This window comes from Domibacillus sp. PGB-M46 (assembly GCF_022668875.1).
Lineage (GTDB): Bacteria > Bacillota > Bacilli > Bacillales > Domibacillaceae > Domibacillus.
In genome coordinates, this window is the sequence record NZ_JAKGCR010000025.1 from 44,503 (window position 1) to 59,914 (window position 15,412).

At 41.3% G+C, this 15,412-nt stretch carries 11 protein-coding genes and 2 pseudogenes; all 13 read right to left on the reverse strand.

Features of this window, described 5'->3' with window-relative positions; all coding sequences use genetic code 11:
- Window positions 1–500: 500 nt before the first annotated feature.
- The 13 genes and pseudogenes from L2D08_RS19930 to L2D08_RS19985 all read right to left on the reverse strand — a co-directional run bounded on the left by L2D08_RS19930 (window position 501) and on the right by L2D08_RS19985 (window position 14,975).
- Window positions 501–2,306 (reverse strand): IucA/IucC family protein, encoded by a 1,806-nt coding sequence (locus L2D08_RS19930; RefSeq protein WP_242236502.1) that lies wholly within the window; start codon window positions 2,304–2,306, stop codon window positions 501–503.
- Window positions 2,293–3,504 (reverse strand): MFS transporter, encoded by a 1,212-nt coding sequence (locus tag L2D08_RS19935; RefSeq protein WP_242236505.1) that lies wholly within the window; start codon window positions 3,502–3,504, stop codon window positions 2,293–2,295. The genes L2D08_RS19930 and L2D08_RS19935 overlap by 14 nt, the downstream gene beginning before the upstream one ends.
- Before the next feature lie 9 nt (window positions 3,505–3,513).
- Window positions 3,514–4,806 carry a lysine N(6)-hydroxylase/L-ornithine N(5)-oxygenase family protein gene (locus tag L2D08_RS19940; RefSeq protein ID WP_255822053.1) on the reverse strand — a complete coding sequence of 431 codons (1,293 nt, stop codon included), beginning with the start codon at window positions 4,804–4,806 and terminating at the stop codon, window positions 3,514–3,516.
- Complete coding sequence (locus tag L2D08_RS19945; RefSeq protein ID WP_242236508.1) at window positions 4,785–5,390, reverse strand: GNAT family N-acetyltransferase; 606 nt, start codon at window positions 5,388–5,390, stop codon at window positions 4,785–4,787. Before L2D08_RS19945 ends, L2D08_RS19940 begins: the two co-directional genes overlap by 22 nt.
- A complete protein-coding gene (locus tag L2D08_RS19950; RefSeq protein ID WP_242236510.1) occupies window positions 5,380–7,182 on the reverse strand; it encodes an IucA/IucC family protein in 1,803 nt (600 codons plus the stop codon). Before L2D08_RS19950 ends, L2D08_RS19945 begins: the two co-directional genes overlap by 11 nt.
- A complete protein-coding gene (locus L2D08_RS19955; RefSeq protein ID WP_242236512.1) occupies window positions 7,160–8,683 on the reverse strand; it encodes a pyridoxal phosphate-dependent decarboxylase family protein in 1,524 nt (507 codons plus the stop codon). Before L2D08_RS19955 ends, L2D08_RS19950 begins: the two co-directional genes overlap by 23 nt.
- Window positions 8,684–8,695: 12 nt before the next feature.
- A complete protein-coding gene (locus L2D08_RS19960; protein ID WP_242236514.1) occupies window positions 8,696–10,060 on the reverse strand; it encodes an aspartate aminotransferase family protein in 1,365 nt (454 codons plus the stop codon).
- An 803-nt stretch (window positions 10,061–10,863) separates the two neighbouring features.
- Window positions 10,864–11,580 (reverse strand): GntR family transcriptional regulator, encoded by a 717-nt coding sequence (locus L2D08_RS19965; protein ID WP_242236516.1) that lies wholly within the window; start codon window positions 11,578–11,580, stop codon window positions 10,864–10,866.
- Between the two features lie 38 nt (window positions 11,581–11,618).
- A pseudogene (locus tag L2D08_RS19970) lies at window positions 11,619–12,189 on the reverse strand (sugar O-acetyltransferase).
- Window positions 12,190–12,294: 105 nt separating this feature from the next.
- On the reverse strand, window positions 12,295–12,675 hold the full coding sequence (locus tag L2D08_RS19975) for a VOC family protein (RefSeq protein WP_242236518.1): 381 nt from the start codon (window positions 12,673–12,675) through the stop codon (window positions 12,295–12,297).
- 48 nt (window positions 12,676–12,723) lie between these two features.
- Window positions 12,724–13,455, reverse strand: a pseudogene (locus tag L2D08_RS19980) (Cof-type HAD-IIB family hydrolase); the annotation flags it as partial.
- An 89-nt stretch (window positions 13,456–13,544) separates the two neighbouring features.
- Complete coding sequence (locus tag L2D08_RS24115) at window positions 13,545–13,676, reverse strand: hypothetical protein (protein ID WP_255822054.1); 132 nt, start codon at window positions 13,674–13,676, stop codon at window positions 13,545–13,547.
- Between the two features lie 66 nt (window positions 13,677–13,742).
- On the reverse strand, window positions 13,743–14,975 hold the full coding sequence (locus L2D08_RS19985; RefSeq protein WP_242236522.1) for an MFS transporter: 1,233 nt from the start codon (window positions 14,973–14,975) through the stop codon (window positions 13,743–13,745).
- Between the last annotated feature and the right edge of the window lie 437 nt (window positions 14,976–15,412).

Below are 15,412 nucleotides of genomic sequence, written 5' to 3' on the forward strand. Positions count from 1 at the left end.
TTTTCTTCCCTGCGGTACTCTAGTCAGCATTTAACTGCAGACCCGCTTTCCTACTATTGAATATAAAAAAGATTTTCACCCATGAGACAGCACCTATAACCGTAAAAATACAAAAGGTCTGACTCTACTATCCCGTTGGAGCCAGACCTTAATAGCATACATTTTTTGATTTTATTCGGTATCCGATCCAAAAAACTTATCTCTTAAGAATTTTTGCCATGTATACTCCTTTAACAGTACAGCATATGATGAACTCTGCTCTTCTCTTTATGTACAACCGCTTCCTTTTCAAACAGCATGTACGTGATCACAAAGTTTCCTGCAAAGTGTACCTGATAAAATCGAGTGTCTGCCGTCTAAGCTGCGTTAGAAACGTTGCGGCTTCATTAAAGAGAAAATAAAGCATGAAAGAAGGCGAGCAAAGTGGATACTCTTGCTCACCTTCTCAGTATATCTATTGAACAGGTTCCATAACTGTTATTGCAATCTGAACATTCCTCTTACATTGTCGTTTGAGAGGCAGCCTCATAAAGGGCATTAGAAACTTTTCCGAACTCACTTGCATGCGGGCGGTCATCTCCGTCTTCATAGCCATAATCAAACATACGATTTCGATTGAGTGCCAGCTTTGCGAATGTCGGGCGCAGCAAATCAAATAGCTTGAACCGTTCTTTTAAATGCGGAAATCTTCGCTGGTAAGAGAGGATTTCCTCACGTACAATGCCCCAGAAACGATTTTCGGAAAATTGTTCACTTTCCTGCAGGATGTTACTTAAATAACGAAAGTGACAAATAAATAACCCGGTAAAAATAAACTGGGTCAAACCTTCAGGCGGTTCACTGCGCAATACTTTTTTCAATTCGGGAGACAACACCGAAAGCTCCGGAAACGGCTGATCACTAATATTGACATCATCTACGAAATCTTTCATAATGATCCGCTCCGGCTTATAATTTTTCAAGACAAGCACCGTGTTTTGTCCGTGCGGTGAAAATACAGTGCCGTATTGATACAAGTAATGCAGCAATGGAGGTAAAATCGCTTTCGTAAGTTGGTTCACCCATTGCTCCACTGTAAGGCCTGATTTTTCAATTAAGGTTGATACAAATGGCGTTCCTTCATGGTCCACATGCAGCAACGCCGCCAGTGTAATGGCCTGTTCATCATCTCGCAGTTCCTGATAAACGCTCTCTCTCCAAACCACGCCAAGCATTTCAAGATATTGATAAGGCGCTCCCGACAGTTTCGAAAAAGTCCGATGGCTGACGTTCATGGTCGCCACCTCTCCCAATAGACCAAGGCGGCATTCTTCTTTTAAAAACAGATCATTGTCCAATATGTTTTTCATAAATGTCGTCACTTCAGGAGCAATCACCGTTCTCTCGCTCGGCAACCCCCGGTATACGAGTGTATTCAAAATACTCATTGGCAGCTTCACATGATAATTGTTTCTTTTCGTTACATTCGCAAATGTACGGATAGACTGCTGAGGAAGATACTCGTCTTCCCCTTCTCCTAATGGTATCAACTCTTTGCTGGCAATTTCAGCAGCGAACATGGATACAATGACGTTGTTCCACTGCCAGGCGTGTATGGGCATAAAATAATAATCCTTTTCTTGTACTTCTTTGGCTCTCAATTTCTCCACAAAACGCTGACGAGCCTCTTCATCAAGCTCCTGCTCCATTACGTGCTCATAATCCAATCCTTTCACCGAATGAAACGTCCCGAGGTTTTTATGGACCGCAATCCATGAAAGCTGTACTTTTTTCTTTTGTTCGGGCGCGTACTGGACATAGTCATCATACCCAAAACCAATCCGCCCTTTGTTATATGTAATCCATGGATGTCCCTTCATCTCCCCTTCCAGCTCGGCATAATCCAATTGGGTCAGCTCATCGGACGATTTGGATCTTTCTTTTAAATGAGTGTCCGCCACTAATGTGTGCAAATACTCTTTGATTAAATGCCCTGCTGTAGAGCCTGTCATATTTCCTTCTTGTTGAATGCTTAACAAAAGAGCAAGAGACAGTGGTACGTCTTTTGTCTCGCCTGTAACGATTTCAATGCTTTCAGGCAAAACATAGAAGCTATCAAACAAACGAGGCTTTGCTTGAAAACGGTACATGATTCCTTTTTTATCGATCCATTCATAGGATTGAACGTTCTCCGTTTCGCTGAGCAGCTTTGGCGTGATAATTTCTTCATACATAAATTCCTGAAGCATTTTAGCTAAAAGCTGATGATCTGCATTTTCCCAATTTTCCTTTGTTAACATCTGTAGAGGCGTTTCACACATTTTCATGAGGCCCAACTCCCATTTTTATTTGATATGATGACCTATGCATCATGATTAAAAGAAAGACTGTACATAATGCCGATCCAATTAAAAGAAAACCACTTAAAAGGAATGGCCCTTCGGTTCCATTTTGTTCGACCATCACCAAAGCAGCCATTGGCGAAAACAACAGAGCTGCATTTTGTACGGATGCCACGAGGCTATATGAAAGCGGCGATTTTTTTCCAATTCTCATTTTGAAAAAGAGAATATCCATTGCCGCCAGACTAACAAAAAAGCACATCCCATACATCACTCTAATCAAAACAAACAGCCAAATATGTCCGGCGAACGCTTGGATAAAGAGTAACCCTGCTGTTATTCCCATTAAGCTGATTAAGGTTACCTGAATATGCGATTGAAGATACTGTTTTGGCAGTAAAAACTGCAGCACAACCGCGACAAGACTCGGCATCACATACAACAAGCTCAACCCTTGTTCTGAGATTGTATAGCGATTGTCAAGAAAGACCGTAAAATAAGGACGAATCATCTGATGTCCGATATAAAAGAGGAACACAATCAGTAAATAAACCAGAAACTCCCCTTGCCATCTCGTCCCTTTTGGTACGTTTTCTTTCTTCTGCAAGGTTTCCTGATTTGTAACGGCGCCATTGTTTGAGAGAATAAACCAACTCACGCCTGCAAGAATGATATCGATTAGGGCAAATAGATAATAGCTGTTTAACGGAAACAACTGGGTGACGACGAAGCTCCCTGCAATGCCTGATACGATGACACTTCCGTGAAACATGAATAAATAAGCCGTCGTTGCCCTTACTTTTTCATGATCATTCTTGCTTGAAGCGACCATGGCTGGATACAGCAAATAAATGCTGCTTTGAAAAAAGAGTAAAACGAGTGACACCGTTAAAAACTGCGGAAAGGTATGGCTCATGGGCAGCAGTATTTTGCATCCTCCCATTACGGTCAGTGCGGCCGCAATCAGTTTCTTAAGTCCCCACCTTTTAGCAGCCATCGCCCAAAGGGGTGTCATGATCACGACGACAAGGCGGCAGCAAATAATAAATAAGCTTGTTGCCTGCACCCCGTCTACTCCGAAATAGCCGGAAAATAACTGCGGATAAAAGGGTGATAACAGCATTTCTGAAATGAATGTCACAAGCAAACAACTATAAATAAACCCTTTTTCTCCCTTTGTCATTTCTTTCTCCTACAGGCCAAACTGCTGGAATACGTTTTTATCATAGGTTTGATAGACTTCTTTACCGACGAGCTGGTTAATAATCGTCACGTTCCGGCATGCTCCCAGCCCTAAATCAGGTGCCCCTACACCATGGGTATGAAGCTCACCATTTTGAATAAATACATGATTATGGCCTTCCTTATTTAATTTCAATTTATAGTTTTCTTCAATAACAAGCTGGCCGATTTCGTCCGTTTCCACTAGATGCTTCATCCCTTTTAAGCAATCCGGGATATAAGGATGATAACCGGTCGCCAGAATAACGGCATCACTTTCCATCTGCTTATGTTCTTCTTGTTCATGCTGATACAATGATAAGCAGTATCGATTGTCCCTTTCTTCAATGGATGACAGTTCAGTCAACGCTTGCAGATGAACGGGCGGTTTTCCATCTCCGACTGTCCGCTCATATAATAAATCATAAATATCGCTGATCGTATTAAAGCTGATCCCCTTGTACAAGAGTGCCTGATTGTTTAAAGCACTTCGTTTCTTTTCTTTCGGCAAGTGATAAAAATAACGGATATAATCAGGTGAGAAATGCTCAAGCCCCAGCTTGGAATATTCCATCGGATAAAATCCTTTGGATCTTGTAAACCACAACAGCTGATAATCATGATCCGGCTGTCTGGACAATAAGTCATAGAAAATTTCAGCGGCACTCTGTCCGGAACCGATGACCGTGACCGCTTTTGTTCTCAGGACATTTTCCCGCTTGCTTCTATACGCTGAAGAATGAAAAATGCGATCACCAAGAGCTGGCTGGAATTTCTCGGGCACATACGGCCTCGTTCCCACTCCTATTACCACGTGTTTGGCGTAATACGTTTGTTTCTTTGTTTCGATACCGGAAAAAACGGTAACGCGAAAATATCCTTCCTCTGTTTGCTCAATATTTTCCACTTTGCATTCAAACTGAAGCTGAGGGAGCCGCTCCGCTACCCATTGACAATAATGATTATATTCCGTACGCGGAATTTGAAATTTTTCAAGGAAGTAAAACTGATACAGCCGCTTTTGTTCATGCAAATAATTCAAAAAGCTAAAAGAGCTTGTCGGATCTGCCATCGTCACGACATCCGCCATAAAAGGCACTTGCAGCGTGGTTCCTTCCAGCAGCATCCCGGGATGCCACTCAAATCGGGTTTTTTGGTCAAAAAATAAGGAACGGCATTCCGTTTTTTCAAGCAATGCGGCTAATCCGAGATTAAATGGGCCAATCCCCACTCCAATAACATCTAAAATTTGTTCGTTTGCCAATCTGTCCACCTTCTTTCAAACCCTTTCCGTTCACATCTCATCAATAAACCTGTTTTTTCAGGCAGTTCAACCTCCTTGACGGGCTGAAAACCGCACTTTTTAAACACATGAATCATTTTTTCATTTCGTATATCAGGCTCTGCTATAATTTGGTTTGTTTCGGCTACTTGAAATTTCTTATATAAAATGGTCAGCAGCAGCGGGTAGATGAACCCTTTCCCTAAAAACTCCTTTGGTCCGATCAGCAAATGAATGCCCTGGTCATATTCGCCAAACGGATAGCGGGTTCCAATAATATCATCCTTCACCCAATACGACTCCCAATAACTCATAGGAACACCACCAAGTTCACCAATTAACAGTGTTTGATGGTCATCCTGCAAAAATCTTTGTAAATGGGCTGTGTAGTTTTCCAGTGAAATATTTAAATTCCAAAAAGGAATAACGTGCTTTTCATGCATCCATGAATGAAGCCGTCCTACATCTTCTTTCATACTCACATGACGAAATGAAATGGTTCTTTGGATCAGAGGCTCGTATCGTTCAAACGGATATGTTTGTTGAATGCTGATGTTAGACTTCATGCAGTTCACCTGCTGCTGCAAACAGCGGATTCGTGACATGAACATATACCGATTGAGTTTCAAGAGATCCGACAAGCTCATCCATATCATGCACCCTTGTCAGTAGATTTGCTTTGCATGGCAGCTTTTTTTCAAACAGCAAAGAATCTAATAAGGCCGTATGATCACCTAATTGCTTCTTAAAGCCGGCCAGCTCCTCCTTCATCATGAACAGCAATCGCTGTTCGTCGATCAGACGATTAACCCCAAAGGCATTGATTAAACCAAACATGTGATTGAAAAAGACATAATACCGGAATCGCTCCTCTGCAATCGAGTCAGCACATACCGTGTCACTTTTTTCATTTAAGGCCGGGACAAGCTGTTTTAACGATTTCGCCTTTGATTCCATAAAGTAGTATCCTTGATTGTCACGATAATAAAAGACAGCTGGATAGCCCTGTTCGTCAAGCTGGATAATCGAATTTTGCTGATGGGCTTCAAGTGCGATTCCATATGCAGCATATAACCAGTACAGTGGACGCAAACCTACTTTTAAATAGCGGGCAAACCACTGTTCACTTGCTTCTGCAGTAGAAACCCCTTCCCGTTTTGCAATAGCGGAAATAACATTGGTTAAATGAGAACCCTCTCCTGTAATGTGATCCTGGCAAAGAGCCGCAAGTAATGTCACCCGTGAATCATTCCCCGTTTGAAATGGATTTTCACGGATCACCACTTCAAATCCCGTTTCTTCCGTGGCCAGCTTTAACGTAATATAAGCGGGATCCTCGATAATGCGAAATGAAGGATGGTGTTCTTTTAACTTTTCGGAAATCCCGCTATGAAGCAAGCGGCTCACTTCTACTCCCCGGTCAAGCTCTTTTCGTTTGTTTACACGCAGTGAATTGGTAATTTTCACAGGAATTGAAAACTTGTATATGAAGCTTGCTTCCGGGTGGTACACCGTCCGAACAGAAGAAGTTGGATAAAACTTTCTTCCCTGTGGACCGAGATAAGCGAGTTTGCCTGATTGAATGAGATCGCACACGTCCTCCCGCCCTAACAGCTTTCGTGCTTGCAGCGGATGAACAGGGATCAGTGAAAAATCATCTTCCTGGCAATACCGGTCTTGAAAAGATTCTGTAACGAATGGATCTTTCCTTAGTTCTTCTTTTATAAGCATAGAAGCGTTTTGGGCCAGCATAGAATCCTCATCGACAATCTCATGTACAGCCCGGAAATAATGCAGCTGGAAAGCCCCTTTTCTCTCCGGAGCGAAAATATGCTCTTCCTCCTCATCGATTCCTTGACGGCTTTTCGGAGTCGGATGTACTTGATGTCCAATTAACAAAGATTGCTCGGATTGAAGAAACGTTTTTTCCGTTTGATAGCATTCTTCCAGATCACTGCTTCTATCCCCAATAATTCTTTTCATGTTTTGATAGCTTAGAATGGTCCGGAGCATAAACTCATCGGTCTCTACAGGCTTGTCAGATAGGAGCGACAGCTCTCGTTGGATAAATACGATTAATGTCATGTAATCAAGCTGTTTCATTTCACCATTTTCCACTTGATAATACATAACTGGCGAAAACAGATGACGTTCTGTTGCCGATTTATACCGGGCTGGAATATACAAAGTAACGGATTGCCGGCTAAATGAAATAACCAATATTTGTTTGATTCTTTCGTTTTCGAATGGAACAGCAACTTCATCAGCGGACTTCCATTCTCCTTCCCCTGTTTCTCTTACGTAACAATTGATTAAATTTTGTATGGTAATATGATTAGTCACGAACGGAATATTCATAGCGGATCTCTCCCTGCTCTTTCTCTATTTTTTCTCCAGCTTGCTTCATTCGCTCTATATGTGTTTTCATATGGCCTATCGTATTGAGAGGATTGAGCATGGTAAATTTTAAGTACACTTTTCCAGCCTGCTTTGTTTTAGCCATAATGAGTTCCCCGCTTTGATAAAAATTGCGCTGAAGCTCAAGATTTATTTCATCAACATACCGCTCGTCCTCGTACTGATGTAACGGCACGTAGCGAAACAAGACGGCGTTAAGTTCCGGCTCATTCAGTACCTCAAAACAAGGTTCATTTTTTAAGAGCTGGGCCGTTTCCTTCGCCAGGCTGATCGTATAATCCACCATCTCCCCGAACAAATCCGTTCCCATCAATTTAAAAGTCATCAACAGCTTCAAAGCATCAAACCGTTTTGTCGTTTGTACGCTTTTTTCCACTAAATTGATCACGCCGTCTTCGTGGTCTTCTTCAGGATTCAGGTAATCGGCATGGAAGGCGATTTGCTGAAAGTCCTGCTTATGTTTGATGAAAAAAGCACCGCAGCTGATCGATTGGCAATAAAGCTTGTGAAAATCAATTGTGATTGAATCTGCTAAGTGCAGGTCACGAACGAGACCGCTGTATTGATGGGAAAACAGCAGGGCCCCTCCGTAGGCGGCATCGACATGAAACCACAATTGCTCCTCAGCTGCCAGCTTAGCTACATTTCCTATACAATCTACGCTCCCGAAATCCGTTGTTCCGGCGGTTGCCACGATCATAAAGGGAAGAAGTCCTTGTTGTCTGAGGTGCCTGATTTTTTCTTTGGCATCCTCTACACAAAGCTGCTTTTGATCATTTGTCGCTACTTTGACGACAGCATTGGTTCCCAGCCCAAGCTGAGCCGCCGATTTTTGGACTGTAAAATGGGCGTGCTCTGAACAAAGAATCCGCAGCCTTCCCGCCTCCGCCGGAAGCCCTTCCTCCTGAACTTGAACGGAGAAATGTGTCTGGCATGCTTTGTTTCGGGCAAGCAGCAATCCCATGTAATTAGATTGTGTTCCACCCGTTGTAAAGACACCGTCCGCCTTGTCCGAATAGCCGACATGCTTCGTAAAAAACTGAATGAATTCTGTTTCAACATAAGTAGCAGAAGGGCTTTGATCCCATGAATCCATTGATTGGTTCAATGCATTAATAATCACTTCTGCAGCGAGAGATGGAATTAAAGGCGGGCAATGAAGATGCGCCATGGCAGAAGGATGAGAAACCCATAACGAATTTTTCACAATGACATGTTGAACCTCTTCCATCACCCTATCTGTTTCCTGTCCTGCAGCCGGGATTATGAGCATTTCCCTCACGGCTGATTGAATCTCTTGACGAGAGGCACCTGAAAAAGGTTGATTTGTTCTTGCTGTTTGATCAGCAATTAATCCGACAGCTTTATCCATCAGTGTTTTGTACATATTCTCGCTTTTATCGCTTGGACGAAGAAACCATTCTCCAAAACTCTTTTCCACTTCCGCCACCTCCTACCGCAGACCAAATTGAGCTTCAGCGCTTATGATTGCCTCATAGAAGCGCTGTAGTACTTCATCGATTTGCTCTTTTGAAATAATCAGCGGCGGCAGCAAGCGAATAACCGTGCCAAAACGCCCTCCAACCTCTAAAATTAGGCCTCGGTTCAAACATTCTTGTTGAATTTTTTTGGCAAGTTCAGAGTATGCCGGATAACTTCCTATTTGGTTTGGCTGTTCCGCTGGATTAATAATTTCAACACCAACCATAAGTCCTCTGCCTCTTACATCCCCAATGGAGTCTACCTGCTTTTGCATAGACTTTAATTGGGACGTTAAGTAAGCCCCCATTTCCTGTGCGTGTTCCGGAAGCTGGTGATCGTTCACAAAGCGCAAAGTGGCACGGCCGGCTGCCATGGCCATTTGGTTTCCTCTAAATGTTCCGATATGCGTGCCCGGCTCCCATTGATCAAGACGGCGATCATACACAACAACAGATAGCGGAAGACTTCCCCCTATTGCTTTTGACAGCACAAGAACGTCCGGTTCAATGCCGGCATGCTCGAACGCAAACATTTTTCCTGTTCGTCCGATACCTGTTTGTACTTCATCAATGATCAGCGGAATATCACGTTCTTTTGTAATGCGGCGAAGCTCTTTTAACCACTCGACAGGAGCAGGAATCGATCCTCCCTCGCCCTGTACGACTTCTACAACGATACCCGCGGGCTTCACGATTCCACCTTCTGGATCATCTAGTACATTCTCAATATATTGGGCGCCAATACGGTGTCCATCTTTCCCAATACCGAAAGGGCACCGGTATTCATATGGATACGGAAGAAAATGGGTATCCGGTACAAGTGCGTGAATATTCTTTTTAGGAGCTGTTGTCCCGGTGATGCTGAGTGTACCGTGCGTGGAACCGTGATAGCCTCCTTGAAAAGAAAGAATGGCTCTATTGCCGGTTGCCGTTTTTACTAGCTTCAAAGCTGCCTCTACTGCATCAGCACCCGTTGGACCGCAAAAATGAATTTTTGCTTTTTCAGCAAATGAAGGCGGTAAAGAAGCGAATACCTCATCAATAAATGCCTCTTTTACTGGCGTCGTCAAATCAAGCGTATGCAGAGGGACATAAGACTGCATAAAATCTTTGATGGCTTCCCGAACGACGGTATGGTTATGGCCTAATGCCAGTGTTCCCGCTCCTGCTAAACAATCGATATACTGTTTTCCGTCCATGTCTGTTAGATAAACGCCTTCTGCCCGTTTAATGGCAAGAGGTAATCTTCGTGGATAAGATCTTGCGTTTGATTCCCTTTTTTCCTGCATTGATAACAGAGCTTCATTTCCTGAATAAGTTCCAACAGATGCATTCATCATCCAACACTCCTTTATTTATAATCATGATGGCTGCGTTTAGGTTAAGATTTTGCTGCTCAACCTGACCGGCCGCATGATATCATCACAATTGATAATGATTTTCATTGTCGTCAACAGATTCCATAATAGTTGATAATGATTATCAAAGTCAATTAAAAAATAAAAAATATGAAAATCATCTCAGAAGAAGTAATTTAAAGTTATAAAGTTGAATGATAGTTCTTATGATCTAGAAACGAAAATCAGCGTTATCGTAAAGATTATATTTATTTTGGAAAGTATGTACTTCTGCCCCTTTCCTTTTTGGAAGCAATTTCAAAATGCGTGTGGATAATTTTTACTTAATTACAGGTTACTTGACTTGCGCAATAAGTTGCCTTTTCTGACCTTACGCATTGCTTTACTTTTAGAAATTTGACTTATTTGGCTGCCTATTGTTATCGCCTTTTCTTCCTTCGTTCATTAATAAGACATAGATTTTGAGCAATGCTTTGATACATAAAAATTATGTGATTTTACTGGGTGACTTGTTTATAAAAAAACCGAAAAACACTCGTTTTCAAGTTGTTGAATATACAAAAATGGCAGCTTTCAATCCCTTATTGAAAGCTGCCATTTTTCACGGGTGACAAAATCTTAATATCATAAAAAATATATATAGTTGCTATTTATTTTTAAAAAGAGCAGGTGGATTTATCTCTCTCTTCCTTTTAAACCTAAAAAGCCGGAATGAAAGTTTTACCCCCATTCCGGCTTCTTGTGCAATTTTATTTAAATGAGACTGATGAGACAGCCCTGTTTTAACTTTTAGAAAAGTAGCTATTCGTTTGAACAAAGAACTGGGATTGTTCATAGTGATAAGCGACTTTTGAAAAGTCAAACGGCTGTCCATTCGTTAAATGAAAAATGGTTTCCACATAAAAGGCAGGTGCTTCACTATCCAGGCACAAATGCTTTGCCTCTTCTTGTTTCAGCTTTCCTGCGTAAAGATACACATCCGAAAAGCCGATCTTTACCCCTAACCCTTTCTGGATATACTCAAAAATCGATTTAGAAACGATTTCTTTATTTAAATAGGTAACAACGGATTTATTATAATAAGATTCTTCAAGGCACAGGGTTTGCCCGTTCATATACCGAACCCTTTTTACATAATAAACATCGTCATCGAGCCCAATATTTAAACTATGAGCTGCTTCTTTTGTCGGCTTCTTCACTTCTAGTTCGATTACCTTTAAGGTTATCTGAACACCTTTAAGCTCTTTTTTAAACCCTTGATTCGAAAGAAGGTCCATATATCCTTTTCTTTTCTGCTTTCTAACAAAAATGCCGCTGCCCCTCACTTGAAACACGGCGCCTTTTTTTTCCAATAGATCTAACGCTTTTGTAATCGTACTTTTACTCACATTAAAATGAGCCATTAAAGCTTCTAATACAGGCAGTTTATCGCCCTGCTGAAGGGCATTTTCTTCAATATACTTTTCAATTTCCGCTGCGATTTGCTGGTACTTGATCATAAAAACCCCTTAAACCTAAATGTACAGAAAAACGTGATTTATATTTCAATGTGTTTAATCACTCTAGCTGGGTTTCCTCCAACGACAACATTATCGGGTACATCTTTCGTCACGACTGCACCTGATGCAATCACAACATTGTCCCCTACCGTTACTCCTGGATTTATGACTGCATTTCCTCCAATCCATACATTATGTCCAAACGTAATCGGCTTTGCATATTCTTTACCTGAATTACGTTCAGCTGGATGAAGTGGATGTGTTGCGGTATAGATTTGTACACCAGGCGCAAGCATACAATTGTTCCCAAATCGCACTTCACAAACATCTAAAATGGTGCAGTCAAAGTTGGCAAAAAAGTTTTCTCCTACATATGTGTTATATCCATAATCAAACCGGATATTTGGTTCCATATAGACGTTTTCTCCCGTTGAACCCAATAACTCCTTCAATAACGCAGTTCGTTTTTCTTCTTCCGTTTCTAAAGTTTGATTATATTTGATTATATATTCTAACCCAGCGTCTTGCTTCCTCACGTTCCTTTGATAATACTGGGTCAGCTGGGTTGTACATTTCCCCAGCCAGCATCTTTTCCTTTTCAGTTTTCAATTTATGCCCTACTTTCAAATGTATATTAAAAACCGTAAAGTTAGCTGTTTGTTTAACAAATTAAATTTATCCATATTCTTTTAATAGGAATTTCCTTATCGCTTATTACACAGTCAATTCTAAAAGATTGCCTTCTGGATCTTCTATCACACTTTCATAATAGCCGTCCCCAGTAACACGAGGACCATTAATAAGGCGGTAACCATCTTTTTGTAAGCGAACTGTCATTTGGTTGACGGACTCCCTGCTTCCTAAGGAAATGGCAATATGAGCCCAGCCAATCCTATCACCCTGCTGCGGCTTATCGATGCCTGACGTGCACATAATTTCTAAACGTGCGCCTCCGTCAAACGTCAGAAAATAAGATTCGAATTCCTTATCTTTATTGTGATACTTTGCGTTTGCATTTCCATTAAAGTACGTTACGTAAAACGTCTTCATAGCTTCTAAATCTTTAACCCAGATTGCCACATGCTCGATTCTCATCCCGCTTCGCCCCTAACATAGAGTAGTGTATAGTCCGTCCATAAATGATCATATTCCTGCAGTATGGAATGGACCTTGGTTTGCAAGATATTGACCAATAATCTCTAATACACCACTATCATTATTAGAAGGTGCAATGTATTCTGCGCTATTTTTTACTTCGTCGCTTCCATTTTTCATCGCAAAACTATACTTTACATGCTTTAACATTTCGATATCATTTCCCCCATCATCAAAAGCCATTGTTTCATCATCTTTAATGCCCCATTTTTGTTGTAACAATTGGAGACCATAAGCTTTATGAAAAACTGGAACAATTAAATCTATACTCCCATGGCCACTAGACACAGGTGTGATGACCGATCCAATTTTCCTATGAAGTAAATCCCTTAATTGAAACGTTTCCTCCTCTGGACAAGATAACGCAAACTTTAAAATTTGATCATCAACCTGCTCGAAACTTGCTACCCTCTTTAACCGGTGATAATACTTCTTCATTGCTCCAAAAAAATGATCAGATACACTTTCCAGAACATAGGCACTTTCTTTTCCACATAACACAACTGAAAGTTTTTTATGTGTTACCAGCTCTTCCAGAATAAGTTTTACATCCTTTTTAGGAATATCGACAGAAAATACTTCCTGTCCCTGGTCTACAACAAGTGCTCCATTTTCAGCAACATAACTTATTTCCTCTTGTATCTCGCCAAAAAATGATTTTAGCTGATAATATTGATTTCCACTTGCAACAAAAAATCGAGTTCCCTGCTTCTTCATTTTTAAATATTGGTTGGAAAATCTCTCATAATCCTATTTCATTTGGTCATTCAGAAAAGTTCCATCCATATCTACGGCAATGAGTTTTATCATCAAATCCGTTCCCCCTTATCCAGCCTTCCTAAGTAACAGCTGGAAGGATCACTAGGTTCAGGTAACCCTTCATTCTCATCCATTGCTGTATACAATTCTCCCGCTACCATTTTCTCTTTTTCCGTTTTCATATTAAACAGCTCCCGATCTTTTTTAAGGAAAAACAAGCAACTTTGTGATTTTTACATCCTGCATAATTAAAGTACTTTTGAACTTGATTCGTGCCTTGTTAAAAGATCATTCTTCTTCAATAAATGATTTAATTTTTCTGAACTCAGGAACATGGCTGCCACAAAAACCACAATACAAAGCGGGAAGATTCCTATTGTGGAATGCGATGCAATAAAACCGAGAAGAGGCGGCATGAATGTACTGCCTGTATAGGCGACAGCCATTTGATAGCCCATAATGGTCTGGGAATGCTTTTTCCCAAAACGTATCGGTGTTTCATGCAGCATACATGGAAAGATCGGTGCTAATCCTAATCCAACCGTGATAAAACCTACAAGCGAGAAAGTGGACGGCAGTGGCAGGAACAGAAGTGCAGCACCCGCCAACGCTATAATCTGCCCAATCCGAATGAGGGTATGGTTACTCATTTTAAAGGTAATAAAGCCTGTAATAAATCGGCCGATTGTGATTCCAGCGTAATAGAGGGAAACCCATTGGGCAGCCACCGCTGCGGGCAGATCTTTGACATTTACCAGAAAGCTGCTTCCCCAAAGACCCATTGTTGCCTCAACCCCGCAATAAAACAAGAAAGACATCAGAGCCAATTTAACGCCTTTGATTTGCAAAGGTTTTACATGTTGAGCATCTTCGTTATCAAATGCATCTTTCGAATTCTCCGGCTCTTCATTTGAAGCGGTATTGCTGTTTTCTGTTCCTCTGTTCCATAGGGGCAAAGTGAAGAAGAGGATGACAACTAACGCAAACTGAATACCAGCAATCGCAAGATACCCACTTCTCCAGGAATGTTGTCCTGAAATAAACTGAGCCATAATGATAGGACCTAAAGTAGCCCCGACTCCCCAAAAACAATGCAGCCAGCTCATGTGGTGTGCTTTATAGTGTGCTGCAACATAATTGTTTAGCCCCGAATCAACCGCTCCCGCGCCCAGTCCAAGCGGTATGGCACATATCACTAACCAAACGAGCGATGGAGCAAAATGAAATCCCAGCAACGCACCTGCAGTCATGAAGCAGCTGACAGAGGTGACATTGCCAGTCCCAAACCGTTCGAGTACCTTTCCGCTAACCAAACTGGAGATAATTGTACTGCCTGCAATCATCATAAAAAGAAATCCAGCAGTCTCAAGCTGCGCTCCATAGTCTGATTGCATCACTGGCCATGCTGCTCCCAGTAATGAATCAGGTAAACCTAAGCTGATAAAAGCCAAATAAATAATGACTAAAAGGAAGATTGCCATATTTAAACCTCACCATTCATTATTTTGTGGTCAGTTGTGCTTTCAATTTGTTTTACTTGCTTATTCTATTCATCACGAGATAGGTCCCAATATTTAGTAACCCTTATGAATAATTTTGTTTCTAATGATTCATTGCAGGGTCGGGATGTATGTATATCTCTTTGCTCTTCTCCCACTCTGGGATTTCTAAACCGACTAAAATTATTTCCTCGTTCTTCTCCAGCTGTGCCAGGAACTTGCTTATTGCAGTGAATCTCATCCCTAACGCTTGGCTGAGTTTAACCTTTCTGGCATTTCTTAGTTGTAAGAGAGCTATACGAATACCTCAAAACACCTTCTTCATCGATTTTGGAGCAGCAAATAATAATTCATCCACCCAAACTTATTAAACTTATTTAATAAGGGGCTATAGATATACTTTGAAAACTTATTAAATA

Coding starts and splice junctions, on each gene's coding strand:
- L2D08_RS19935 (WP_242236505.1), bottom strand. CDS start 3,504: ATGACAAAGGGAGAAAAAGGGTTTATTTATAGTTGTTTGCTTGTGACA.
- L2D08_RS19985 (WP_242236522.1), bottom strand. CDS start 14,975: ATGGCAATCTTCCTTTTAGTCATTATTTATTTGGCTTTTATCAGCTTA.
- L2D08_RS19965 (WP_242236516.1), bottom strand. CDS start 11,580: ATGATCAAGTACCAGCAAATCGCAGCGGAAATTGAAAAGTATATTGAA.
- L2D08_RS19945 (WP_242236508.1), bottom strand. CDS start 5,390: ATGAAGTCTAACATCAGCATTCAACAAACATATCCGTTTGAACGATAC.
- L2D08_RS19975 (WP_242236518.1), bottom strand. CDS start 12,675: ATGAGAATCGAGCATGTGGCAATCTGGGTTAAAGATTTAGAAGCTATG.
- L2D08_RS19930 (WP_242236502.1), bottom strand. CDS start 2,306: ATGAAAATGTGTGAAACGCCTCTACAGATGTTAACAAAGGAAAATTGG.
- L2D08_RS19950 (WP_242236510.1), bottom strand. CDS start 7,182: ATGAATATTCCGTTCGTGACTAATCATATTACCATACAAAATTTAATC.
- L2D08_RS19960 (WP_242236514.1), bottom strand. CDS start 10,060: ATGAATGCATCTGTTGGAACTTATTCAGGAAATGAAGCTCTGTTATCA.
- L2D08_RS24115 (WP_255822054.1), bottom strand. CDS start 13,676: ATGAAAACGGAAAAAGAGAAAATGGTAGCGGGAGAATTGTATACAGCA.